The following is a 24,074-nucleotide window of genomic DNA, read 5'->3' as shown; positions in this document are numbered from 1 at the left end:
CTGCCCGCGGTCCGGATGACGCGGTCGGGCAGATCTTGTCTCGGCCGGTCCATGAGGGCGGCCGGCCTTGGCGTCGTCCGTCACTGGACTGCCGAGTGCCGCCGCGACCGCACGGCGGCCGAGCAGTGTGGTGACCGAGAGGGTGAATCGGAAGAGTGCCAGCGTCGAGCCGCGTGCGGAGCGGGAGAATCCAGCAAGCGCTACCGGGCCGTGCGGCTGACCGGCGCCGATGGCTACGGCCACGCTGGGCGGCAGCCGTCATCGGCATAGCGGGCGTCGCGGTGGCCGCGTTCCTGCTCGCCGACGGCGGCTCCGGCCCCAGCGGTCCGCGCGCACTGACTTCGGATGAGGCGAACCGGCTGGCGCTCGCGCGGTTCCGTAACTACCAGGCGCACGGCCGCGCGGTGACGATCACTGTGCCGGGCGCGGCCGGCGGGCTGATCGTCACCGGATCCGTCGACTACCAAGGCAAGCTCGGCTACGGCGTGGTGCACGGCACCGGGCGCGACACATCCAGCGACGGGCTGATCGAGTGGACGGCCACCTCGGTGTTCGTCCACCCGATGGCGAACGCCCCCGCGCACGCACCCGCGTCGCCGCCCCGCTCGGCCTGGTACCGCCGTCCGCTGCTGTCGTCCGGCAGCGCGCTGGACAGTTCGCTGACCATCGCGCTCAAACTCGGCAGCGACCGGCCGGACAACGCCGAACTGCTGCCGCAGAACGGCGCCGCCTGGTGGGGACGAGACCAGGTGGGCGGGCATCAGGTGGACGTCATGACCGGGCCGTCCTCCCCTGACCGCTCCGGTACGGCGGGCAACGTGCGCTACTGGGTCGGCTCGGACGGCACCCTGTATCGGGTCCGCGTCAGCGTGGGTTCCGAGTCGCAGCCGGTGGTCATCGTTTTCGACACCCAGAAGTACGTGCCGGTCAAGCCGGTCCCCGGAGTCACCCCGAAGCGGTAGGCGGCGTTCAGGGCGTCCGCACCCGCGCGTGCGCGGCGAGCAGGGACGCTGACGGCAGCGGGATGTCTGCCGTCTTCGGCAGGGCCGGGACGGCCGGGACAGTGGTGGCGCCCGTAGTGGTGGCGTGGGGGAACTGCGGCTGTGGAGCGGGCGCCGCGACCTCGGTGAACGGGATGCCGCCGGGCGCCGTCGGCATCGCCCATCTACCGGCCGGCGAGGGCGACTTGGCCGGAAGCGGGCAGGACTCGGTTGTCGCGAGCCGGGCGGGCACCGTCGTGCGCAGATCGTTGCCACGCAGGCAGTTGCCGCGTCCCCGGGTGGCGGTGGGGAACGTCCAGCCGACGTCGATGCCGTTGCCGGTGAACGTGTTGTCCACGATCTGGTTGCCGACCGGTGGTAGGTCGGCGGTTGCGGTGATCACCAGCCCGGCGTTGCGGTTGTCGGCGATGCGGTTGCGCAGGAACTCGTTGTCGCTGCCGCCGTCGATGCCGATGCCGGTGCCCCACCCGCCGTCGGCCTGCTCGGGAGTGGCCTTCTGCTGGTTGGCAGCGATCAGATTGCCCGCGATGACGGCGCCCCGCTGCGGGAGCAGCTTCTCCTGGTGGTCGGAGTCGGAGGTCAGGCCGACCCGGTTGCCGACCAGGCGGTTGCCGACCACGTACATGTCTCCGCTCGCGTTGGTGCCTTCATAACCGATCGCGTTGAGTTCGGCGATGTTGTTCCGCACCACGATGCGACAGGGCTTGCACTGTCCGACGTAGATCCCCGAGTCGGCCCCGCCCGACGCGTACGAGTGCTCGATGACGCCGTTCTGCGCGGAGAACGCGTAGATGCCGTACAGCCCGTTGCGGGTCGCGGTCACGTGGGAGACCAGGAACGACTTCAGGAAGGTGACCGGCTCATCGCCGGTGTCGTAGCCCCCGGAACGTCCCGGCAGCCCCGCGACCGCTTTCGCCGAACCGGTGACCAGGACTCCGTTCTGCGTGTTGTTCTTCACGGTCAGGTTCTCCACGGCCACCCCGGGCGCGGCGACGACGATGCCGTTCGGCTGCTGCAACCGCCCGTCGATAACGACCTTGTCCCGGGACTCACCACGAAGCGTGACCCGGGGCGTGGCGACCTTCACCGACTCGTGGTACCCGCCCGGCGCGACCAGCACCAGGTCACCGGGGTGAGCGAGAGACACCGCGGCCGAGATCGTCGGGGCGTCAGCCGGCACTCTGATCGTCACATGCGTGCCGGGCGGTCGCCGGCCGTCGTTCGACCCGTCATCGCCGGGCCCGCAGCCCGCCAGTACGCATGTCAGTGTGCTCAGTAACGCGACCATCACGCGAAGACGGAGACGAGGCATGGCGTCATCCTGGCATGAAGTCCTGCTGCCCGGGGGTCGGCCAACTCGCCTTCCCCAGAACGGATATGGCATTCGGCGAACTCGCCCTCCGCCAGAACGGATATGGCATTCTGCACGCCGTGAGCCCAGCCGACTCCCATCCTTCACGCCGCGCGTTCATCGGTGCCACCGGGGCCCTGGCGGCCACCGGGCTCACCGCCGGGTGCGAATCGCCTGCACCGCAGCCGAGCCGGCCTTCTTCCCCCGCGGCACCCGCACGGGTGTCGCCGACCGGCCGCTATCAGGCCGGCATCACGCTCCCGCAAGCTGCCCAGCCGAACCTCCTGGTGGTGGTGGCCGACCTCGGCGACGCCGTGGCCGTCGGCCCGCTGCTGGCCGAGCTCGGCCAGGCCGTTCTCACGCTCACCGCGGGAACCGATCCACGACTGCTGGGCCTGCCGCCGGGCGATCTCACCGTGACGATCGGGGTGGGCCCACGGCTGGTGCGCAGGGCCGATCCCGCCCTGCCCGGCGCGGCGGACCTCCCCCGGTTCTCCCGCGAGAAGATCGCCCCGCAGGGCCGCGGCGGGGACCTGTTGATACAGATCTGCGCCGGCGACCCCCTGCTGTTACCGGTCGTCGCCACCGCGCTTCTGGAGCAGGCCGGTCACCGGTTACGTGAACGCTGGCGGCAGTCCGGACGCCGCGGCCCGAACATCCCCGTGGACAAAGGCATCTCCGTGCCACGAAACCTGCTCGGTTTCATCGACGGCATCGTGGGCCCGCACACGACGGCCGAGCACCGACGCCACCTGTGGCTGGCCGGGCCGGCTCCCGTCGTCGGCGGCACGATCGCCGTAGTGCGGCGCATGGAACTCGACCTGCCGCGGTTCACCGCGCTCTCCGTCGCCGACCAGGAGGCGGTCTTCGGCCGGCGCAGAGCCACCGGCGTGCCCCTCTCCGGCGGGACGGCGGCATGGAACCCGAACCTCGGCGCCAAAACACCGGACGGGCGCTACCTCGTCCCGGCCGACGCCCACGTCCGCCGGGCCAACCCCACCGCGGTCGGCGTCGGTCTCATGCTCCGCCGCTCCTACAGCACCGACGCGCCCACCCCCGGCCTGCTCTTCATCAGCTTCCAGAACGACTTACGCACGTTCACCAACACCCTTGCCCATATGGATGATTCGGACGCACTGCTGCGCTTCACCACGACCACCGCCAGCGCGACCTTCCTCATCCTCCCCGGCTTCGACCAGCAGCACCCGCTCGGCGCCAAGATGTTCCACTGAACAGGCCGACGACGGCGCCGTGGCCGACAGTCTTGCGGCAGTGGGTTGGCCGGCAGGTCCGCGGAACGGTGGGGGGCCGTGGGCCGCGGCGGTAGTGGGGGCAGGGAGGGCTCTCGTAGCCAGGCGTCGAAGAGTTCGTCGAGGGGGGCGGCCGCGTACCGCTGGGCGTGCGCGGTGAAGTCGGCGGTGCTCACGGCGCCGTGGCGATGCCTCCCGGTCCAGTCCTTGAGCATGCGGAAGAAGGCGTCCTCGCCCAGGGCGCAGCGCAGCGCATGGACCGTCAGCCCTCCCCGCTGGTAGAGCCGGTCGTCGAACATCAGCTGCCGGCCCGGGTCGGCCGGCCGCAGATCCTGTGGGAGCTCAGCCAGCACGTGGTGCGCGGCGGCGGCGTGGGCGGCCGCCGTCCGGCCTCCCGCGTGCTCCGACCACAGCCACTCCGCGTACTCCTGGAGGGCCGCGTCCACCTCACCGAGCTCGATCCGCCGGCCGCCGAGCTTGATCTGTTCGTCGTCCTCGGCGAGCCACGGGCCGAGGCCGGCTCCGTCACGCACCTGGGCACGCGTCGTGGGCACCAGACAGGCGCCGTGCCGCCAGGCGAGCCACATCTCCTCGCAGGAGGCGTCGAAGGCGACCGAGAGCCCCGCCATCACCCGGTCACCCGGGCCGATCGGCTCCTCCTTGAGGAAGAGCGCAGCCTCGGCGTCGACAAGGGCCGCCGCGCAGCCCCCGCTCGGCGTGCCTCGCGACGGTATCCAGCCGTTCCCTGACACGCGGCGCAGGAGGGGACGCGGGCACCCACGGGGCGCGTCCCCCGCACCGGTGTCCCGTCGTTCACCATTAGGCATCGCGCGGAGAGCGCCGGTCGGCCTTCCGATGTCTCGTGGGGCCCTGGAGCCGGCACCGGTATCCCACAAGGGCCGCCGGCGGCGGCCGAAATGACGCCATGGCCGTTTGGGTGGCTTGTCGGTCTGAATTTGTGCCGCGCATGCTCCTGTTCTAAGAGAGCGCTCTCAAGGGGCAGTTCGCGCTACCGGGAGTGGGTTGGGCCTGTGTGGCTCGTGCTGTGGGGACGGCGTCTTGGTCGCCGCGGTGGCCGGTTTCGCGTCCGTCGATGGGGAGTACGCGCCGGCCTTCCTTCGGGTGAGTGCTGAGATCTCGACATCCTGCCATAAGGGGTCTTTTTCAAGACGAATGCCTAAGTATGTGCGTCATGCGGATTCCGTGACCGGTGAACTGACCGTCGGCTCGGCACGAAGAGCGGTGCACGACGGTCGGCGATCGGGAGGGGCTCATGGCGCTCGGGGAGATCGGCCGCAGGAGCGAGACGAGGCGACTCCGGGCGGTGCTCGAACAGTCCCGCAGAGACCGCGGCCCCGTCGTCGCGGTCGTCCGTGGCGAGCCGGGAGCGGGCAAGTCGACGCTGCTCGACGCCTTCCGGGTGGAAGCGTCCGCGGCGGGGTTCCGCGTCGCAGTGGTGCGCGGGACGGGGACGGAGGACCGTCCGTACGCGGCAGCCGACCGGCTCATCGCCCAACTACGAGCCGGCGACGGGAAACTCGTGGAGATCCCGCACCGGACACCGCCCGGCAATGATCTCGGGGGGCCGGTTGTCGCGGTGCCGACGGAGCAGGACACCCCGGTCGCCCTGTGCGTGGACGACATGGCCCAGGTCGACGGCTGGTCGCTGCGGTGGTTGCTGGAGTTGTCCCGGACCTTGCCGGGCGCGCCCCTGGCGATCGTGCTCACGGTCCGCATCTGCGGCGCCGGGGCCGGGGCTGTCTCCGGCCCCGCGAACGGCACCCACGACGAGCCCGGCACCGCACTCCTCGCTGCTGCCGAGCCCATCGACCTGCCGGGGCTGGGCACGCATGACCTGCCCGAAGCCGCCGCCGCACGGTGCCGCGTCCGCCTCGATGCGCGAACCGCCGAGGTGTGCGGCGAGTTCACCGGCGGCAATCCCGCCCTCCTGCACGCCCTGCTGGCGCCGCACACCGGCAGCGCGCCCAGCGTCGACGCGCTGCGCACCACCGCCGCGTCGGGCGCCCTGACCGGAGCCGACCGGTGGCTGGCGCCGCTGAGCGCCTCGGCGCTGGCGCTCGCGCGGGCGGTCGCGGTGCTCGGCGGCGGCGCTGAGGTCGTGGACAGCGCCGAGTTGGCCCGCCTGACCGTCGAGGAGGCGCTCGGCGCCGTCGACCAGCTCGTCGACGCCTGTCTCCTCGCCAATCACACCCCGCTGGCGTTCCGTCATCCACTCCTCGAAACCATGGTTCTCGGCCGCATCGCCGCCGGTACGCGGACCGCCCTGCATCTGCGGGCGGCTGCCCTGCTGCGTGACCGGCAGGCCGCCACGACGACTGTCGCCCGCCACTTGGTCGCCGCCGGCCCGGTGAGAAAGGAGTGGGCGATGCACAGTCTGTGGCGGGCCGCACTTCAGCTGGAGCAGGAGGGCAGGCACCAGGACGCGGCACGCTGCCTGCGCGCGGCCCTCCGTGAACCCCTGCGTCCCCATGAGAAGTCGGCCGTGCGGCGGGAACTCGCCGAGCTGGACGCCTTCGTCGACCCGGAGCGCGCCGTACGCCTCCTGGATGCCGCCCGCTGTGAGTCCCACGATCCCGGCGTCGTACTCGAATACGCGCTGGCGCTGGCCGCGGTGCTGGCCGAGTGCGGCCGGGCCGAGGACGCCGTCACCGTGCTCGACGATGCCGCGGCCCGACTCGGGCGGACATCCGGGGACGGCTCCTGGCAGCTGCGGTTGCGGCTGCACAAGGCGTTCGCCGGCCGGCGTGGTCCCCTGTGGCTGGCGCAGGCGGCGGATCCGCTGGGGAGCCTGACCCTCCAGAGCCCGCACCGGGGGAACGCGGGCCGGGAGCTCGCGGCGCTGCGCGCGGTACAAGCAGTCGACGCCGGGGCCGACCGGGGGGCGGCCGTCCGGTACGCCCGGCAGGGCCTGCCCCGGGGTGAGGGGTGTGGCTCGGCCGGCTCGGCCACCCTGCTGTGGCACACCTGCGGCGCACTCGTGGCGGCCGGCGAAGTAGCCGAAGCGTGGACGCACTGTGGCCGTGGGCGCCAGGTTGCCGGCGCCCGCCCTGGCCGCTGGGACCACATCAAGATCGAGTTGCTGCGTGCGACGGTCCTGCTGGCCCGGGGGGACCTCCACGGCGCCGATGCCGCCCTGACCCCCTTGGCCGACCGCCTGCTCGCCTTCGCGGCGACCGGTCACCCCTCGGCCGTGACCGGCGTGGCCGCCCTGGTCGAGGTGCGCGTCCTGAAAGGCGTGCCCGGCTCGGCCCGCTCCCTGCTCGCCGAGAGCGGCCTGGACCGGGACCCGCTGCCGTGGCGGCGGGACTCGGCGTACGCCCTGGCCGCGCGAGCGGCGGTCCACGAGAGCGACGACCCCGCCCGCGCCCTGGAGGACCTGCTCGCGGCAGGCCGCCTCCTGGAGGAGGCGGGGGTGCGGAACCCGGCGGTGCTGCCCTGGCGCTCCCGAGCCGCTCGGCTCCTTGCGGCGCGGGGCGAACGCAAGGAGGCCGCCGAACTCGCGGGCGCCGAGGTGGCGGAGGCCCGCCGCTGGGGCACACCGGAGTCCCTCGGCACCGCCGTGCACGCACTGGCCCTCACCGAGACGGGGGAGCGGCGCATCGACCTGCTCACGGATGCGGCCGGGCTGCTCGCCCGGTCCCCGGACCACCTTCACCATGCCTTCGTGCAAGCGGACTTGGGATCCGGGCTTGCCGAGCTCGGGCGCGGGGAGGCGGCCCGTGCCGCGTTGCTCTCGGCCCTCCGGCTCGCCCGCGCGTGCGGCGCGGAGCCGCTGGCGCGGCACGTCCAGGGCGCCTGGAGGTCGCTCCGGGTGACGGGTCGGGGACCATGGGAACTCCCCGGGACCCCCACCGCCGCGCCCGATCCCGCGAGCGTGGCGGAGCCGTCCGTACCCCCGGCGTCCGCCGCTCACGCCGCCCCGCACTCCGCCTCTCCGCTCCTGGACTGCCTGACGCCTCAGGAACGGAAGATCCTGCACCTCGCCAAGGACGGACACTCCAACCGCGACATCGCGGGCCGGCTGTTCGTCGCCGTACGCACCGTCGAGTTCCACCTCTCCGGCGCGTACCGCAAACTGGGCATCACGGGCCGCCGACAGCTCGCCCAGGTCTTCAGCGGCGGCTGACCGGGGCGGCCGGAGCGGGCTCAGCGCGTTCCCTCCGCCCACTCGGCGCCGATCCGCCGCCAGGCGGGATCCTCGTGCCCGTCAGGTCCGGCGACGTACCGTGCGAAGCTGGCGGCGGCCGACGTGCCGTGCACCGACTCCACGGTCCGCGACGCCAGGTGGCACAGCAGCCCGCGGTCCACGGGCGCCAGCCCCAGCCGGTTGAGGTGAAGGTAGAGGTAGTTCATCACCAGGCGGAACGACGCGAACCATGCGTCGTCGACGAGGAAGTCCCGGTGCCCGTGGTCGGACAGCAGGAGCCGGTGGAATTCGCTGGTCTTGCGTGTCGGCAGGCGCGGAGCCAGCGCCGCCCCGCCCATCGACACCTCGCCCGAAGCGAGCAGCGGCTGCGCGATCCGCTGGTGCCGGCACACGGCCCGCGCCCACTCCCGCACGAACGCAACCCCGGAGTCCGACGGGGGATCGGTGCCGTCCGGCTCCGCGAGTGCCGCTTCCACCTGCCGCAACCGGGCGCCCAGGGCGGCTTCCTGCCGGTGGAACCGCTCGTCGAAGCGGGTGCGGTAGGCCACCGGATCGTGGGTGCGGGACAGGAAGGCGTCCGCGTGCGAACGCAGGGACAGCACGCCCCGCTCGATCGGGGCCCTGCCGTCCTCGAACGGGATCGCCGCCGCGGCCGTCGTGGTCCACATCAGGTCGAGGGCCAATACGGCCAGCGGGGTGGTGCGCAGCCGCTCGTACATCCGGAACGCGAGGTCGGTGGTATCGGAGAGGAACCCGGCCAGTAGTTCGCTCGCCCGGAGCGAGCCGAGTACGTGGAGCCGGTGGTCGTACGGACGCTCCACGACGGTGTTGTCCGCCACCCACGGAACACGAGGCCCGGTCTCCATCTCCAGCTCGGCGAGCCGCTCGTGCACGGGCGCGAGCGCGGCGGAGTCCAGGCGGACGGTGGAAGGGCGGGCCCGCAAGTAGTCCGTGACGATGTCCCTCACCCGGGGGCGCACCTGTGCACGCCATGTCGACTCCGCCGTACGGAAGTTGAGCCGGAGATGCGGTCCACGCAGCCAGTGCCGGCCGAACCAGGCGCCCTGCACCCAGGTCCCCACCGAGGCGAACGCCGGCCGGACGGCCCCCAGGATCAGCTCCGGCTCCGCTGCCTCGTCATGGTGGTGGACATGCAGGCTGTACCAGGAAACACCGGCGGATCCGGTCATGCGACGCCCTGCGCCTCGGGCAGCTCGGACAGCACCCGTCCCACGAGGAACCGCAGCTGGTTCTCCTGCCACAGGGTGAGCCCGAGACGGTTGTTCACCAGATGGGCGCAGCGCAACAGCACCAGGCTGGTGGCCGGGTGGGCGGTGGCCGCCAGGTCCAGCGGCTCCGCCAGGGGCGAGTCCGCCCACTCGGCGACGAACTGACCCGTCTCCTCCATGCGATGCAGCTCGTCGCGCAGCCGCCGCACCGATGCCAGCCAGTATCCGCGCTGACCGTTCCCGGGCGGACGGGCCGTGAGCTCCCAGGTGTGCCGGGCCCGCGCGTGCAGCTGCTCCCGCTGGGCCCGGTAGCGCGGCTCGACATCGGCCGCTTCGGGCCCGCTTCCGAACGGCAGCGGCGGCCCGCCGTGGCGCGCCCATCGGTCGCGTACCTCGTCGCACAGCGCGAACACGCCCACCACCAGATCGAACGCGAGCAGCGCCCGCTGCTCCACCGAGGCACCCGCCGACACCACCGACAGTGCCAGCCGGCTCGACTCGCAGAAGTGCCGCTCCACGGCGGCGATGGCGGGGCCGCGGCCGTAGTCGGCGTGCTCACGTTCGTACGGCAGGAACTCCACGGTGTTGTTGGGCCGCACCGTGTCGTCATGGCCCGCGCGGCCCTCCAGCCCGGCCAGCCCCTGCGCGACCTGCGCGAAGCGGGAGCGGTCCACGACGTCCGGGGCGGGCGACTTCGTGAGGAACGCGCCGAGGCGATGCTCGGCCACTTCTGCCACGGCGGCGCGGTCACCGGCACGGGAGGGGAGCAGCCGCAGCCGCACATGCGGGCCGCCCTCCCAGTAGCGCAGGAAGAAGTACCGCTGGATCAGGCCGCGTTGCTCCAGCTCCGTCACCACCGGCTCGACGCAGCGGTTCAGCAGCGCGTCCTGGTCGGTGTCGTAGAAGACGTGCGCGCACACCCAGTCAGCCGCCCGTGCGGTCGTCGGGTCCAGGCGGGTGCCGTCGTCGGGCTCGTTCGTCACGGTCATCGTGTCCGTCCTTCGTTGATCTCGACGAGGAATTCGGTCACCCGGGGCCCGCTGCCGTCGTGGTCCGGCATCTCGCCGGGGCCGGGCAGGGCCTCCTGGAGGAACACCACCTGCCCCGCACCGGCGGCGAGCAGCCGCTCGAAGACCCCGACGAGCAGCAGGTTGGCGAAGTCCACGTACAGCGGCTTGCGTGACTTGACCCGCCACACCTCCCCGCTGACCACCGACTGCGGGTCCAGGGCGCGGACAAAGCAGCGCTGCGGCATCCCGTGCTCCGCCAGCCACCCGACCAGTCGCAACAGCAGCGCACGGTCGCTCTCGCCCTTCTCCCGCCTCGGCACGGCGCCCGGCGGCAGCACCCACTGCCGGCGGCTGACCGTCGTACGGCCCACGACCACCCGCGGCTCCGCCAGGACCTCCCGCACCTCGGAGAGCGACGGGTCGCCGAACATCCGCCGCCCCGGGATCAGCAGGTTGGACGTCGCGCCGAAGGTCTGCATCAGCAGGCGCAGCGCGGGCGGCAGCCACAGCTCCGCGATCAGGTTGGGGTGGACGGGCCGCACCTCACCGGCGCGCCCCCGCGTGTGCAGGCTGAGCAGGCCGGGGTCCGGGTCGTGCCGGACGAGCAGGTCGCCCAGGCGGATACGGTGCTCCGGAGGCCGCAGGCTCAGCCCTCCGGGGTACTCGATCTCCGCGGCGACGGCGGACGCCCGCAGCCCGACGTTGCTGCCGAAGTGGCGGCAGGTGTCGGCATGGAGGAGGCCCGGGGGCGGGGGAGCGGTGTCCACGGCCGTGTCCCGTACCGCGCCGAGCCCCGCCTGGGTGAGGAGCCGCCGGATGCGGTCCCGTCCCCGGCCGTGCCCGGAGTTGACGGCGTTGACCACGAATGCGGGCGCGGAGCCGGTGCCGAGCGGCTGGCCGTAGTAGGTCACGGAGTCCGGTGCCCGCATCCATGCGGGCCTGCGCCGCACCACCGAGAGCAGTTGCTCGGGGGCGACCCGGACCACACCCTGCGCATCGGCCGGAACCGCGCGGACCACCCCGCACAGTTCGTCCCGCAGCGCGGCGAGTTCGCCCAGCCGGGGCAGCGGGTGCTGGTGCATCGCCCGGTAACCGTGCACGGCGACCGAGAGCAGCGCGGGCAACGCGGGGTCCTCGCGCAGCCATGTCTGGACCAGCCGGTGGAAGGTGAGGAACGGCACCGCCTCGCCGGGGCCGACGCGCTCGGCGAACAGATCGGCGAGCGCGACCCGTCCGGGCAGGCCGGGGTCGAGCACGGCGTAACACTGCCGCACGGCATCCAGGTCCCGCAGGACCGGTTCCCATGCGCGGCGGTCCGGTCCGGGGAAGGGTGCCGCCACCAGGGCGTTCTCGATGACGCTGTTCTTGGCGGGCAGACTGATCCGGTCCGGGCCGGCCAGGTCCCTGATCCGCCGCAGGGCTTCCTCGACGGCGCCAATGGCGCGCACCCGCCGCGCCGGATCGGACAGCCGCGGATAGCCGGCCAGAGTGTCGGCGATGACGGCGAGTTCCCGCTCGACCCCGACGAGCTCGGGACTCGTCGCCCCGGCCAGCCAGGAGCGCACCTCGGCGACATGGTCGAGGGTCTGGTCGGCGAAGGGCCGCTCGGCCTCCAGCAGGCCCAGCTCCTCCAGGCGCGCCAGGTACGCCGTGGCCGTCGCCGGGTCACTCCCGGTCCGGTCCGCGACGGCCCGGGCCGCTTCCTCGCGCGTGGGGCGGCCCTCCCGCACCACCTCCACGCACTCCCGCACCGCGGTCGCCCCGGGCAAGGTGCGCAGCGGCTCCTCGGCTCCCGTGCCCAGGAACTCCCAGCGGCCGTCGGTGAGCACGGCGCTCGGGTTGAGGCGCAGCCGGGCGCGCCCGGAGAGCTCGGGACGGCTGCCGAGTACGCGGACGACCTGTTGCACGATCCACACGTTCAGCTCGGCGACCGTGTGCACCCAAGGACCGGTGGACGCCCCGTCTCCTTCATCGCTGCTCCACGTCCCCAGACCACTGGCGGTGAAGGTGCTGAACGGGCTCGTCTTCATGCTCACCCGCGCCAGGTACTTGGCGAGCCGCAGCGCCAACGAGCGCTCCGGCGCCCGCTCGTCGGGGCGCGCGAGCCACTTGCGGACCTCGGCGAGCAGCACCGGACTGCTCAGCACGAGGCCGTGCTGGAGGACGGGATCGGCGGCCGCCTTGCGCAGCAGCACCTGCTGGGTGCGCATGTGGTGACCGATCAGGTCGTCCAGCCGGTTCACCGCCTCCTGATGGCCGGCCCGCAGCCGCGCCCAGTCGTCCACCTGGTCGACGACCGCCTGCGGGAGCAGCGCCCGAACGCCGTCGTTCCAGTGCCGTCCGGCGAGCGGACGGCGATTGTGAATGGCCCGCCGCACGGCGACCAGCAGCGGTTTGGCGGAACCCCCTCGCCCGATCTGCTCGTAGAGACTGTCGGACAACACGGCTGCCTGGCCGTCGAGTTGGCGATCCAGGTCCCGCACGGACTCGGCCTGGCGCCACAACTCCGGCGAGCGCAGGTCGTCCAGCGTGGGTGCGGGCAGCCCGCCGATCCGTACGCCGAAGGTGTCCGGGGTGGTGAAGTCCTCGGTCATGGCCGACTCCAGTCACGGGAGGTGCGGAAACACGGGGGCGGGGGTGGCGCGGGACGTCACGGGAACGGGTGCGGGTGCGGGTTGATCTCCTCCTCGGCCAACGGCGCCCCGCGGTATCCGAGTTCGGTGGGGAGCCGCCGCAGCCGGGGCAGCCCGTGGGTGCGGCGCATCCGGTGCCCGAACGTCATCGGCAGCAGCCCCGGCACGATCACCTTCGCGCAGGCCAGACCACCCGCCCGGTGCTCGTCCGTGGTCTGGTCGACCACCACGACGTCCAAGCCCCGGTCGGTGAACCGGGCCACCGCCTCGGCCAGATCGTCGCGGATATCCGCGCCGCGCGGCCGGCAGGTGGCGTGCGCGAACGCCTCCTCGACGGACCGGCCGCCCCCCTCGGCGTCACCGCCGTCGCCGAGCAGGAAGGCGAACCGGTCGAACGCGGCCGGGTGGCAGTACAGCAGCGCATGGTCCCGCATCTCGCGCACCAGATCCGGCTCGTCGACCATCGCCGCGATGCGGTCCCGTTCCTCGCGGAAGGCCGCCCGGTTCCACCCCAGGTTCGCCGCGAGCTCCAACAGGCCGTTCCGCAGGGCGCATTCGGGGTCGAGGTGCGCTCCTGCGGCACAGACCGCGGCGGGCTCGTCGGCCCGGCCCGGTCCGCTCGGATGTACAGCCATCACCCATGCCGTGGGGATGCCGTGCTCGGGGGTGGTGGCGAAGGCCAGCACCCGGTGGCCGCTGTCCTGCCGGATGCGCTCGGCGAGCGCACCTACGCGGGGGTCGGACACCGTCCGCAGGTCGACCCGCGGCACGGGGAGGCGGGCGTACCAGGTCAGCAGGAACGCGTCCCGCTCGGCGAGTTCGACCAGCCCGTGCAGCGCCGCCTCCTCCAGGCAGCCGCCCAGCGCGCACCCGTTGGACACCTCGTACGCCAGGGGCCGGGCCGCCGGGTTGCCGTGCCGGGTGCGGTAATACGCGTAGTCCTCCGGTACGAGGACGGGGGCGTCACGGGCGAAGGAGTGTCCCCACACCCAGTTGAGCTCCAGGTCCGGGTCGTACGGCGGATAGGGGAAGTCCGGCTCGGCGTAGCGCTCGGGCGGGTACAGGCCCAGATCCAGGGGGCACAGTGCCCGGTCGGCGACCTCCGCGTAGCCGGACCGCACCGTCGTCCGGCGCCCGCCGGGCCGCGCCCCGCCCAGCCGCTCCAGGGCCTCGGCGAGCGCGGTGCGGGCGCAGGCGGCGTAATCCAGGTCGCGGCCGAACCCGGCCTCCTGCTCCCCGCCCGGCAGGTGCAGCGGCGCGGAGACCATCGGGTACGGGTAGTCGGTCCGCACGTCGAGCTGCCGGACCAGTCCCGTGCGCCCGTCGACGTACCGGGCGACCAGCTCCTCCCAGTCCGCCCTCAGGTCGCGCACGCGAGGGACGTCCGGGTCCGGCTTGGGCCGGGGCCGTTCCATGAGGACGGGTGGCCGGTCCTCCGGGAGCCCGCCGCACCAGGTGCACGCCGGGTCGGGCAGGAAGGGGTGCACGTCGATGGCCATGGTCGTCAGCGACAGGAAGGCGAGGGCGCGATCGGTCAACCGGCCGGTGGCGGCGCTCAGTTCGCTCTCGACGAGCACGGCGGCCGTCTCGCGCGCCCAGGTGGTGAGGACCGGTGACGCACGGTCGGCGAGCCGCCGGCCGTGCCGCGCCAGGAGGGCCGCGCGGGGGCTGTCCCTGCCGAGTGCCCGCTGCCGGCGCGTCCGGGCGCACCGGGCGCAGCCGGCCCGCCCCGGGACGGTCGTCGGGCCGACCACGAGCAGGCCGAGCTCCACCCGTACCGGCAGCCAGGGCACGTCGGGGCGCGGCGGCTCGGTCGCGGTCAGCCAGCCGTCTTCGGCCGTGACGACCGCGGCACACGCGGGGTCCTCCTCCGGGACCAGCCGGTTCGTACGCGCCAGCGCGGCGCGGATCGTCGAGGCGAGGACGCCCTTGCCGACGACGGCGACGGGCGCCGCGGGGGCCGCGGTGGCCGTCGTGGGTTCGGCGGGGCGGGCCGGGCGGAGGGTTTCGGCGAGCCGTCCGGTGTGGGCGGCTGTCGCTGCGTCGGTCAACGTCACATCCTCGTCGTTCGCCGGGACGCCGCGTCCGGCGGGCGCGGGGCCCGCCGAACGCGACCGTGCTGCCGCTCGGTTCAGCAGCAGCAACAGGAACAGCAGCTCGCCGGGGTACCCCTGGACGTGCAGTTGGATGCGCCGATCTCGACCATGGCGTGGCCCACGTTCACGGCCTCCAGGCTCTCGCCCGGCGAGGTCGGCAGGATCTCCAGTTCGTCCGCACTGAGGTCGGCGAGGTCGAGGACGAGTTTGTCCTGCATCGCGATCCCCTTTCTCCTTGGCTGGATGAGAAGTTGGCCAGTCACTGGCTGCTCCGCATCCTGCGGTCCGCGAGCGTGCGGTGTCTTCACGGTCCGGCCGCAGGACCGGCCGCAGGGCCGACCGCAAGTCCGGCCGCAGTACGGGGCTGCGGGTGCGGCAGCGGACCACCACAGGCCGGCCGTGGTCCGTCCCGCGAGGCACCGCAGGTGCGGTTCACCAGATCAGCTCCGGCTCGTACTGGGCGGTGGGCCGGCGGCGGCCCAGGATGAGCGTGAACACCGGCACCTGGGCGGCGTCCAGGCCGATCAGGTCCCTGACCATCCCGTCGTGGTAGCCGTTGGTGATCCGTGCGGACAGCCCGGCCGCGGCGGCGAGCACGCTGACCCGCTGGGCGACGATCCCTGCCTCCTGGTGGAGGACGCGGTAGCCGCGGGCCCCGAACCACCGGTCCCCGGCCAGCCGGTCGGCGGTGAGGAACACGACGGCGCCGGCCTTCGCCGCGTTCACCGCCGGCGTCCGGTCGCACAGCATGCCGACCACGGCGCGCCAGTCCCGCGCCGGCAGCCGCAGCAGCGCGGGCGGCCCCGTGCCGGCGGCCAACCGGTACAGCCCGGGGGAGGCCCCGTCCGTGCCCAGCACGAGGACATAGGCCCCCACGAGAGGGCGGCACGGTGCCTCCGTATGGTCGGACGAAACGGGCTCCAGCGCATACCGCAGCGCCGACGCCAGTCGTGTGAAGGCCACGGGCCGGGCGTCCGGGAGGAACATCCGTCCGCCCGAGTCCCGGGCCCGCAGCGCGGCGGCCAGCTCCACCCCACCGGCCCCGGGCTCCGGCCCCGCGAGCCCGAGGACGCCGCCCGGGGCCGCCGCCTCGACGGGCGGACGAAGGTCGTCGGGCGGACGAAAGTCGTCGGGGGCGACGGGCGCACCGGGCCCCGCGAGCCGGGCGGCGAGGTCGAGCGCGGTCAGACCGGACCACGCGCCGTCGGACGTGCGACTGGTCCGCACATGAACGGGCTGGATATCCGGTAACTCGTACGGCCCGAGCGGCTGTTGAGGCGGTCCGACACGCGCCGGCGCCGTCTCCCTGGCCGGCGCCAGGTCGAGCACGGCGAATGCCGTCTCCTCCCTCCCGTCGAGCCCCAGCGCGCGGTTGACCACCGCATCGTCGAAGCGGTGGTGCACCCGCGCGCGGAGCCCGAGCGCGGCACCGGCCAGCAGCGCGTTCCCGGCCGTCATCCCCGCTTCCTGCGCGCACAGCCGGTAGGCGTAGTCCCGGTAGCGGAACGCGGTCTTGCGGAACCAGGCGGAAGCCACCAGGAGTCCGGCCTCCGCGTCCACTCCCGCGCCGATGCGCACCGCGTCCGGCACACCGCCCGCGCGCAGCAGCGTCAGGGAGTGGTGCGCCGGGTGGTAGTGGTAGCACCCGGCGGGCAGTTCACCCGCCGGACGCGCCAGCCACACGTACAGCTCCACGGGGTGGAAACAGCGCGCGGAGGCGACCATCCGGTGGTAGGGCCACACGGCATGCGGACCGAGCTCGATCCGGCCGATCCCGTACGTCCAGTACAGCAGCGCGGAGAGCGCGCGCCGGTCCAGGACGCCGAGGGTGGGCGCGCCCTGCGGGTGGGCGTCACGGAACGCGGCGAAGGACCAGCGCGCGTCCCCGATCCGCCGGGCCGGCTCGGGAAGTGCGTGACGGGGCAGCCCGCGGTACGTCTTGACCGGCAGCGGGTCGTCCGGGCCGCCCTCCTCGCCGTGGCCCTCGGCGAAGAGGTCCTGGACCCCCTCGAAGGTCCGCCACCAGAACCGCAGGCCGACGGAACCTTGCTGCCCGGCCGTGGCGCTACGCATCGCCCCGGGCCTCCGCCCGCCGCTCCGCTCCCGCCGGACCGTCCTCGTCCCTGGCCTCGTCGGCGATGACGACGCGCACGACGAAGGGCAGCACCTCGTTAACCGCCGGATCGTGGTCGAGCGGTACCACGAGCGGGCGCGCCCCGCGCGACCGCAGCGCCTCGACCATCCGTCCGGGCCCGGCCGGCACCGGCAACTCGGCGCTCTCGTCGCCGGTGACAGGCGCGCCGAGCCGTCCCCACCGGGCCGGTGCGTAGGCGGATTCGCCGGTCATCACCGACTGACGGTCGAGCAGGACGGCGCGGAGCCCCTCGACGACCGCCGCCTCCCCGCACGTCACGGCGGCCGGGCGGCCACTCTGCCACCAGGCGAGGACGGGTACCCCCAGCGCTTCGCCGATGTCCGCCACCTCGACCGAGCCACGCGAGGCAGACAGCAGATCGAGGAGACGCCGTTCGCCGGGGGCCAGGGCGTCGGGCCTCAGCCGCACGGGCCGAGGCCGCGACCGCCCCTCCGCCACATCGCGCAGCGCCAGGCGCACGCACTGCTGGGCAAGGCCGTCCGCCACGCCCTCGTCCCAGCTGAGCCGGGCGGCCACGCCGGCCTCGTGGTCCGTGGTGAACACCCGGCACGCCGCCACCGCCTCCGCGCGCCGCTCGTCGGGGGACCACCCCCACACGGTGCCACCGGGCCCGTAGCGGCGCTCGTCGTGGTGGTGCGCCGCGTACGAGGCGAGCCCGCGCAGCGCGGCGTCCCGGCGTGCCGCGGCAAAGCCCGTCCCCGCCCCGTGCACCGGCGCTGCGCCCTCCGCGCGCGGCACCGCCTCGGTCACATGGAGCGGCACCTGGGTGAACTCCCCCTCGTCGAGGGCGCGCAGCACCCCGACGTACGGGTCGAAGCAACGGGCCGCGCGCCGGGAGAACGTGTCCTCGTCCAGCGGTGCCGCGGCACCGAGCCGTTCGATGCGCCGGGTGAACTCCTCCCGCGTCTCCGGACGGGCCGGGGCCGCCGCCGGGTGCAGCAGAAACGCATGTGTCGAGGTGCGCAGGGTCTCCAGATCGATCCGCGTCACTCTCCGCGCACCCTCCGCGGCTTCCGTGGCGGCGACGATGCCGGTGAGTGCGGTGAACGCCGCAAGTCCCAAGTGCGCGGCGACCACCGCGGCGGCGGGCCCGGTGAGGAAGGCGTTCGGCCGGAACGGCCCGCGGGCGTCGAGCCGCAACCACGCCGATCGCCAGTCGGCTCCGGCCGGCCCCAGCCATGCGACATCGTCCACCACCAGCCCCTGCACCAGCAGGGTGCCCGCGTTCCGGCACAGCTCATCGAGCCGCAGGGCCCGGTCGGCGCCGGTACCCTCCGCGACGTGAATCACCGCGTCCACCTGGTCGACAAGCCGCTCCAAGTTCCCTTCCTCATAGGGAATCTGACGGCACATCTGCTCCGGATCCCGCGTGGCGGCTTCGGCCGTGAGCTCCGCCTGACGCTCGGCGTTGGTGACGGCCTGCTCCGTACACACGGCTCGCAGCTGCCGCACCCCGGAGCGCAGCGCCGAGCAGACCAGCGAGACGAACACGGGGCCCGCACCGACCACCGCGATCTCGCTGTCACGATAGGTCTCGAACCGCCGCGCCGCGGAGTCGCCGTGGTACTCGATGAACGCGATCTCGGACGCGTACGTCTCCAGCTCCTGCGGCGTGAGCCGGTGCGGCAGATCCTCCCCCGCATCGATCAGGCAGCCGGCGGCGTGCAATTGACCCACCAGGGCGTACACGGCCTGCCGCTTGTCGTCGGGCAGCCGCCCGACCAGGTCGTCGAGCTCGGCCGAACCGTCGAGATGTGGCGCCAGCCGGTCCAGCCACTGATAGGCGGACCTGCCCCGCAGGGCGAGGTCGGCACCGGCACCGAAGACGTGGACGCCGTCACCCGTCGGCACGTACAGCACATCGGATTTGAGTCGCGGGCGCATCATCCGCCTTCGGGGTCGGGCCTCCGCCACCCCGGCGCCGATGCGTCATCGGCCCCGGAGGCGGAACCTGTCGGTCGGGGCCCAGCCGAGTATCGGGGCGCCCCGAACCCCTGTCTTCACGGTCGAGCCACAGGATCTACCGCAGGTTTCCGCCGCCGTGATTGCGGTTTTCGGATGGGAAAGGGCACCGCTTCGCGCGAGCTGCCGCCCGAACGGAGAGCGGGCCGCTCGCTAAGATGTCCCAAAATTGCCATTCGCCCCAATGGTGGACGGCACGGAGTCACACATCCAGAAGCGGTAGCCCGGCCAGCACCTTCTCGATCGTGATGGGGAATTCGCGCACCCGCAGTCCAGTGGCGTTGAACACCGCGTTCGCGACCGCCCCGCCGGCCCCGCAGATGCCCAGCTCACCGACGCCCTTCGCACCCAGGAGGTTGGCCTTGTCGTCGTACCCGTCGAGTATGACGGCGTCGACGTCGGGGATGTCCGCATGGACCGGAACCAGATATTGCGCGAGATCCCGGTTGACGAAGGCACCGGATCGCGAGTCGACAACGGCCTCTTCCTCAAGGGCCGCGCCGGCTCCCCAGATCATGCCGCCGATCAACTGCGATCGCGCCGTCTTCGCATTGAGCACGCGACCCACCGAGAACACGCCCAGCATGCGCCGCAGGCGGATCTCGGCGGTGTCCGAGTCGACCCCCACTTCGGCGAAATGGGCGCCGTAAGTGTGGATCGAGTACGCCGCGTAGTTCGGATCGTCGCCCATGAAGCGGATCTCGCCCTCCGCAGCCATACCTTCGGGATGGCTGCGTGCGACGATCTCGCTCAGCGCCTGGGACGCGCCACCGATGCGCACGCTGCCGTCGGCGAACCGGGCGTCTGCCGGGTCCAGGCCGCACAGCGGAGAGCGCGGGTCGCCGCACGCCGCGACCAGCAGCTTCTCCCGCAGGGCCGCGCACGCCCGATGTGCCGCGGCGGTCGAGTTGGCGGCGCCCCACGAGCCACCGGACCCCCAGCTGGAGGGAAGCCCGGAACGCCCGAGCTCCACCCGCACCCGGTCGGCCGGCAGTCCGAGCCCGTCGGCCGTGACCTGGGTCAGGATGGTGTAAGTACCCGTGCCGATGTCGGTCATGTCCGTCTCGACGGCGGCGGTCCCGTCCGCCTCCAGCCGCACCCGCACCGCTGTCGGCCCTTGGAAATGCCCGCGGATGGCGGCGGCCACGCCGTAGCCGACCAGCCACCGTCCCTCGCGCAGACTCGCTGGTGTGGTGGGCCGCCGCTCCCAGCCGAACCGGCGCGCCCCGTCGCGCAGGCAGTCGACCAGATGACGGTCGCTGTACGGCACGTCCCGCTCCGGATCGACGGTGGGCTCGTTGCGGATCCGCAGCTCGACCGGGTCCATCCCGAGTGCATGGGCCAGCTCGTCCACCGCCGACTCGACCGCCAGCAGGCCCGGCGCCTCGCCCGGCGCGCGGACGTCCGACCCGCGCGGCAGATCGAGCGGCGTGAGCCGGTGGCTGGTCAACCGGTGGGGCGCCGCGTAGAGGCTGCGGGTGGTGGCGGCGGTCTGCTCGGCGAACTCCAGGTCGGGGTTGGTGTGCATGGTGACGTCATGGGCGATGGCCGTCAGCCGTCCGTCGCGCCCCGCTCCCAGTCGAACCCGCTGGCTCGTCGTGGGGCGCATGCCGACGAGCTGGAAGATCTGCTGCCGGGTCAACGCGACCTTGACCGGTTGGCCCAGCACACGGGCGGCCAGCGCCGCCAGGATCGTCTCGGCGTGAATGCCCAGCTTGGAGCCGAAGCCCCCGCCGACGAAGGGGGTGACGATGTGCACCCGCTCAGGGGCGATGCGCAGCGTGGCGGCGACCGAGGCCCGTGCCGCATCGACGATCTGGGAGCTGACGTAGACGGTCAGGTCCTCGCCACGCGGTGCCACCAGACACGCGTGCGGTTCCATCGGCATCGAGAACTCGTACGGCGTCGTGTAGCGCTGGTCGACCCGCACGTCAGCGGCACTGAATCCGGCATCGAAATCGCCGACCGCGGTATCGGTGGGGAACCCGGCATTCACCACTTTCGGGATGTAGGTCTCGTCGTCGTCCGCAGCGAAGTCGAAACGCCCCCGCCCGACGGCGTACTCCACCTCAAGGAGATCGGCCGCCGCTCGGGCCTGCTCGAAGGCCGCGGCCACGACGAGTGCCACCGGCTCGCCGTAATAGTGAATGTCCGGGCCGGTCAGCACCGGCTGGGCGCGCCAGTATTCGAATTGAACCGACTCATCACGGACACCTTGCGCCGGCGCATTGTGATGCGTCATCACCAGACGTACGCCCTGCGCGCGTTCGGCCTTCTCGGTGTCGATACGGGTGATGCGGCCCTTGCCGATCGTCGCCCCGACGATGACACCGTAGAGCGGTTGGCCGGCCTCCCAGTACTCGTAGGCATAGGTGGCCCGGCCGGACACCTTCAAAGGGCCGTCAACGCGGTTCAAAGGCTGCCCGAGCATCTTGCCTCCTCAGCTCGACCGGGCCGCTTGTGCCAGCGTGCGGCACAGCGTGCGCCGAGCCAGCTCGATCTTGAAGTCGTTGTGCCCCTGGCCCACTGCGTCGCGCATCGCGGCCTGGGCGGCGGCGCGATAGGCAGCCATCGTGGCGGGACGGCCCACCAGCGCGGCCTCCGCCTCGAAGGACCGCCACGGCTTGTGCGCCACACCACCGAATGCCACCCGCACGTCGCTGACCATTCCTCGGTCGGTCGACACGACAGCCGCCACGGACACCAGCGCGAACTCGTACGACGCCCGGTCGCGCACCTTGCGGTAAAGCTGCCGGCCCGGCGGGGGAGGGGGCAGGAGCACGCCCGTGATCATCTCGCCGGGCCGCAGTACGGTCTCGATGTGCGGGGTGTCGCCAGGCAGCCGGTAGAAGTCCGTGATGACGACGCGGCGTACCGACTCATCGGCGTCGAGCAGCTCGATCTCCGCCTCCAGTGCCGTCATCGCGACGGCCATGTCCGAGGGGTGGGTGGCGATGCAGGAGTCGCTGGCGCCGAGAACCGCATGGATCCGGTTGAATCCGCCGATCGCCGAACAACCGGATCCGGGATCCCGCTTGTTGCAGCCCGCAGCCGTGTCGTAGAAGTAGGGGCAGCGAGTGCGCTGCAACAGATTTCCGCCGGTGGAGGCTTTGTTGCGCAACTGGCCCGAGGCGCCGGACACCAGCGCCTGCGACAGCACGGGATAGCGGGTGCGTACCCGGGCATCGGCGGCCACATCGGAATTCACCGCCTGGGCACCGATGCGCAGTCCGCCGTCCGGCAACTCCTCGATGGCCCGCATCGGAAGCCTGCTGATGTCGACCAGGTGGCTGGGATGCTCGATGTCGAGCTTCATCAGGTCGAGCAGATTGGTGCCGCCACTGATGAACTTCGCGCCGGCGGTGGACACCGCGGTGACGGCAGCCTGTGCGTCCGTCGGTCGCTCGTAGGTGAAGGGCCTCATACAGGGCCTCCCTGCGCGATGCCGCGGATGGCCGCGACGATGTTGGGATAGGCGGCACACCGGCAGATGTTGCCGCTCATCCGCTCGCGGATCTCCTCGTCGGTCAACGCGATCTGCGGCGAGGCGACATCAGTGGTGGCGTGGCTGGGCCAGCCCGCCTCCACCTCGGCCAGCATGCCGACAGCAGAACAGATCTGGCCAGGAGTGCAGTAGCCGCATTGGAAGCCGTCACCATCGACGAAGGCGCGTTGCATGGGATGCAGGTCATCAGGCTCGCCCAGACCCTCGATCGTCACCACCTCGTCGCCCTCGTGCATGACGGCGAGCGTCAAACAGGAGTTGACGCGCCGGTCGTTGATCAGCACGGTGCAGGCGCCGCACTGCCCGTGGTCACACCCCTTTTTGGTGCCGCTCAGGCGCAGATGTTCACGCAACGCATCGAGCAGCGAGGTCCGCGGATCCACCTCAAGCCGCTGCACCTGACCATTCACACGCAATTCGATCGCCGAGAGCGGAGCCGTCCCGCCCTGCCCAGGCCCCTCGGCGCCCGTATCCGCCTCGCTCATCACAGCCCGCCCTTCTCACTGGGTGCGGTGTCACGCTGGGTAGATGTTTCCGCGGCCGGGCGCGCTCCCTGGCTCCCAGGGTCTCGCAGAAGGACCACTCTCGCACCGCGACGGTTCCTTCGGCGTCCGCGTTACCGCCGAGGTGTAGGACCTTCGCCGGCAGGCGGACAGTGCGAACGGGCACCCACACGATCGGCAGCAGCGGCTTCGCACCACCTTCGAGGCAGGCCCTCATCGCCACGCCTGCGGGGGAATGCGCAGGCCGCCGAGTCCGAGCACCGCGATCTGACCGTGCGCGCTTGCCTCATGATCACGGCGATGTGCTGACGGGCAGCAGGGTGATCGTGGCGTGTGCGGCGTGGGGGTCGCCGTCGAAGGAGCATGTGAGCAGGCCGGGCGCGCTGAGCTGGGTCAAGGCCGCGGTGAGGATCTTGGGGGACGTGCGCAGCGCGACTGCGGCCGGCCGTACGGGGAGGCTGATGATGTGCGCCGTGGCCCGGCCCAGCGCGGGGGCGGCGGTGGCGAGGTCGGCGAGGAATCCGGCCAGCGGCCCCCTTCGAGGGCTGAGTGCGCCTGGGCGACCCATGGGACCAGCCAGTCGTCGGCCACTGGCATCACCGGTACCACTCCATTGCGCTGGGTTTGACAGCAGCATCGGCCGGAGACCTGTCGTGACGCATTGTGCAGACGGCCGAACGGGTGAACGCCCTGGTCCCCGGGGCCGGCGGCGACTGTGGACGGGGGCGGAGGCATGGGCTGCTGGGCCCCCTGCGGCACCTGGGCACCGTCCGGCGGATCATGCTTCGGGGGCGAGGGGCCGGAGGTCGTAGAGGTAGGAGCGGTCGTTCTTGAAGCTGCGCCAGACGGTGGTCGGAGGTTCGGGTTCGTCCCGGCTGTACGTCGAGTTCGCGAGTCACGAAGAGCAGCGCGGCCAACGGGTTGACGGCGAGCTGACCGGCGCTGGAGTCGCTCAGAGGGTCGGGGACCGGCAGGAGTCCTCGTGTCTGGGCGACGAGGTATTCCTGCCAGGTTCCGTCCACACGCGGCCCGGGTACGGCACCAGGCTCCGGGTCTTTCCTCCCGACGCGTCCACGTAAGTCGACCGGAAAGGGCGTACTTGCTCAGTTATGCCTTAGTGAGCGTTTGGTTCTTCAATGTCTGTTTCATTGGGTCTAGCTCTCACGCCAGTTGGGTGTGGTCTCGTGTGCGAGGCGGCGGGTCATGAGGTT

General features: G+C 72.4%; 15 protein-coding genes and 1 pseudogene. 3 read left to right on the top strand and 13 right to left on the bottom strand.

Annotation, left to right across the window (positions count from 1 at the left end; genetic code table 11):
- Positions 1–281: 281 nt before the first annotated feature.
- Positions 282–962 carry a hypothetical protein gene (locus ACFWJW_RS08340; protein ID WP_387236677.1) on the top strand — a complete coding sequence of 227 codons (681 nt, stop codon included), beginning with the start codon at positions 282–284 and terminating at the stop codon, positions 960–962.
- Positions 963–969: 7 nt separating this feature from the next.
- Here the strand turns inward: ACFWJW_RS08340 and ACFWJW_RS08335 are convergent, their stop codons facing one another.
- Positions 970–2,181, bottom strand: coding sequence for a right-handed parallel beta-helix repeat-containing protein (locus ACFWJW_RS08335; protein WP_387236675.1), 1,212 nt, complete (start codon positions 2,179–2,181; stop codon positions 970–972).
- Positions 2,182–2,432: 251 nt separating this feature from the next.
- Between ACFWJW_RS08335 and ACFWJW_RS08330 the strand changes: the two genes are divergently transcribed.
- On the top strand, positions 2,433–3,584 hold the full coding sequence (locus ACFWJW_RS08330; protein WP_387236673.1) for a Dyp-type peroxidase: 1,152 nt from the start codon (positions 2,433–2,435) through the stop codon (positions 3,582–3,584).
- Positions 3,585–3,625: 41 nt separating this feature from the next.
- On the opposite strand, the pseudogene ACFWJW_RS08325 reads toward ACFWJW_RS08330, so the two are convergent.
- Positions 3,626–4,030, bottom strand: a pseudogene (locus ACFWJW_RS08325) (M1 family aminopeptidase); the annotation flags it as partial.
- An 845-nt stretch (positions 4,031–4,875) separates the two neighbouring features.
- Here ACFWJW_RS08325 and ACFWJW_RS08320 point away from each other — a divergent pair.
- Positions 4,876–7,749 carry a LuxR C-terminal-related transcriptional regulator gene (locus ACFWJW_RS08320; protein WP_387236671.1) on the top strand — a complete coding sequence of 958 codons (2,874 nt, stop codon included), beginning with the start codon at positions 4,876–4,878 and terminating at the stop codon, positions 7,747–7,749.
- A 20-nt stretch (positions 7,750–7,769) separates the two neighbouring features.
- Here ACFWJW_RS08320 and ACFWJW_RS08315 read toward each other — a convergent pair whose 3' ends face one another.
- The 11 genes from ACFWJW_RS08315 to ACFWJW_RS08265 form a co-directional block, all read right to left on the bottom strand.
- Positions 7,770–8,960 (bottom strand): thiopeptide maturation pyridine synthase, encoded by a 1,191-nt coding sequence (locus ACFWJW_RS08315; RefSeq protein WP_387236669.1) that lies wholly within the window; start codon positions 8,958–8,960, stop codon positions 7,770–7,772.
- The gene (locus tag ACFWJW_RS08310) at positions 8,957–9,988 is read right to left on the bottom strand and encodes a lantibiotic dehydratase C-terminal domain-containing protein (RefSeq protein WP_387236667.1); all 1,032 of its coding nucleotides are present in this window, start codon (positions 9,986–9,988) and stop codon (positions 8,957–8,959) included. Before ACFWJW_RS08310 ends, ACFWJW_RS08315 begins: the two co-directional genes overlap by 4 nt.
- A complete protein-coding gene (locus ACFWJW_RS08305; protein ID WP_387236665.1) occupies positions 9,985–12,603 on the bottom strand; it encodes a lantibiotic dehydratase in 2,619 nt (872 codons plus the stop codon). The genes ACFWJW_RS08310 and ACFWJW_RS08305 overlap by 4 nt, the downstream gene beginning before the upstream one ends.
- Positions 12,604–12,659: 56 nt before the next feature.
- Positions 12,660–14,693 (bottom strand): TOMM precursor leader peptide-binding protein, encoded by a 2,034-nt coding sequence (locus ACFWJW_RS08300; protein WP_387236663.1) that lies wholly within the window; start codon positions 14,691–14,693, stop codon positions 12,660–12,662.
- A gap of 80 nt (positions 14,694–14,773) precedes the next feature.
- Positions 14,774–14,956 (bottom strand): hypothetical protein, encoded by a 183-nt coding sequence (locus ACFWJW_RS08295; RefSeq protein WP_086715359.1) that lies wholly within the window; start codon positions 14,954–14,956, stop codon positions 14,774–14,776.
- Between the two features lie 214 nt (positions 14,957–15,170).
- Complete coding sequence (locus ACFWJW_RS08290) at positions 15,171–16,811, bottom strand: SagB family peptide dehydrogenase (protein ID WP_387236661.1); 1,641 nt, start codon at positions 16,809–16,811, stop codon at positions 15,171–15,173.
- On the bottom strand, positions 16,804–18,777 hold the full coding sequence (locus tag ACFWJW_RS08285) for a hypothetical protein (RefSeq protein ID WP_387236659.1): 1,974 nt from the start codon (positions 18,775–18,777) through the stop codon (positions 16,804–16,806). The genes ACFWJW_RS08290 and ACFWJW_RS08285 overlap by 8 nt, the downstream gene beginning before the upstream one ends.
- A 280-nt stretch (positions 18,778–19,057) precedes the next feature.
- A complete protein-coding gene (locus ACFWJW_RS08280; protein ID WP_387236657.1) occupies positions 19,058–21,286 on the bottom strand; it encodes a molybdopterin cofactor-binding domain-containing protein in 2,229 nt (742 codons plus the stop codon).
- A gap of 9 nt (positions 21,287–21,295) precedes the next feature.
- Complete coding sequence (locus ACFWJW_RS08275) at positions 21,296–22,279, bottom strand: FAD binding domain-containing protein (protein ID WP_387236655.1); 984 nt, start codon at positions 22,277–22,279, stop codon at positions 21,296–21,298.
- On the bottom strand, positions 22,276–22,845 hold the full coding sequence (locus tag ACFWJW_RS08270; RefSeq protein ID WP_387236653.1) for a 2Fe-2S iron-sulfur cluster-binding protein: 570 nt from the start codon (positions 22,843–22,845) through the stop codon (positions 22,276–22,278). The genes ACFWJW_RS08275 and ACFWJW_RS08270 overlap by 4 nt, the downstream gene beginning before the upstream one ends.
- A gap of 310 nt (positions 22,846–23,155) precedes the next feature.
- Complete coding sequence (locus tag ACFWJW_RS08265; protein ID WP_387236651.1) at positions 23,156–23,431, bottom strand: hypothetical protein; 276 nt, start codon at positions 23,429–23,431, stop codon at positions 23,156–23,158.
- Between the last annotated feature and the right edge of the window lie 643 nt (positions 23,432–24,074).

This window comes from Streptomyces sp. NPDC127097 (assembly GCF_042724075.1).
GTDB lineage: Bacteria > Actinomycetota > Actinomycetes > Streptomycetales > Streptomycetaceae > Streptomyces.
Note: the sequence above shows the minus strand (reverse complement) of the source record. Positions and strands in the feature narration are given on the sequence as shown.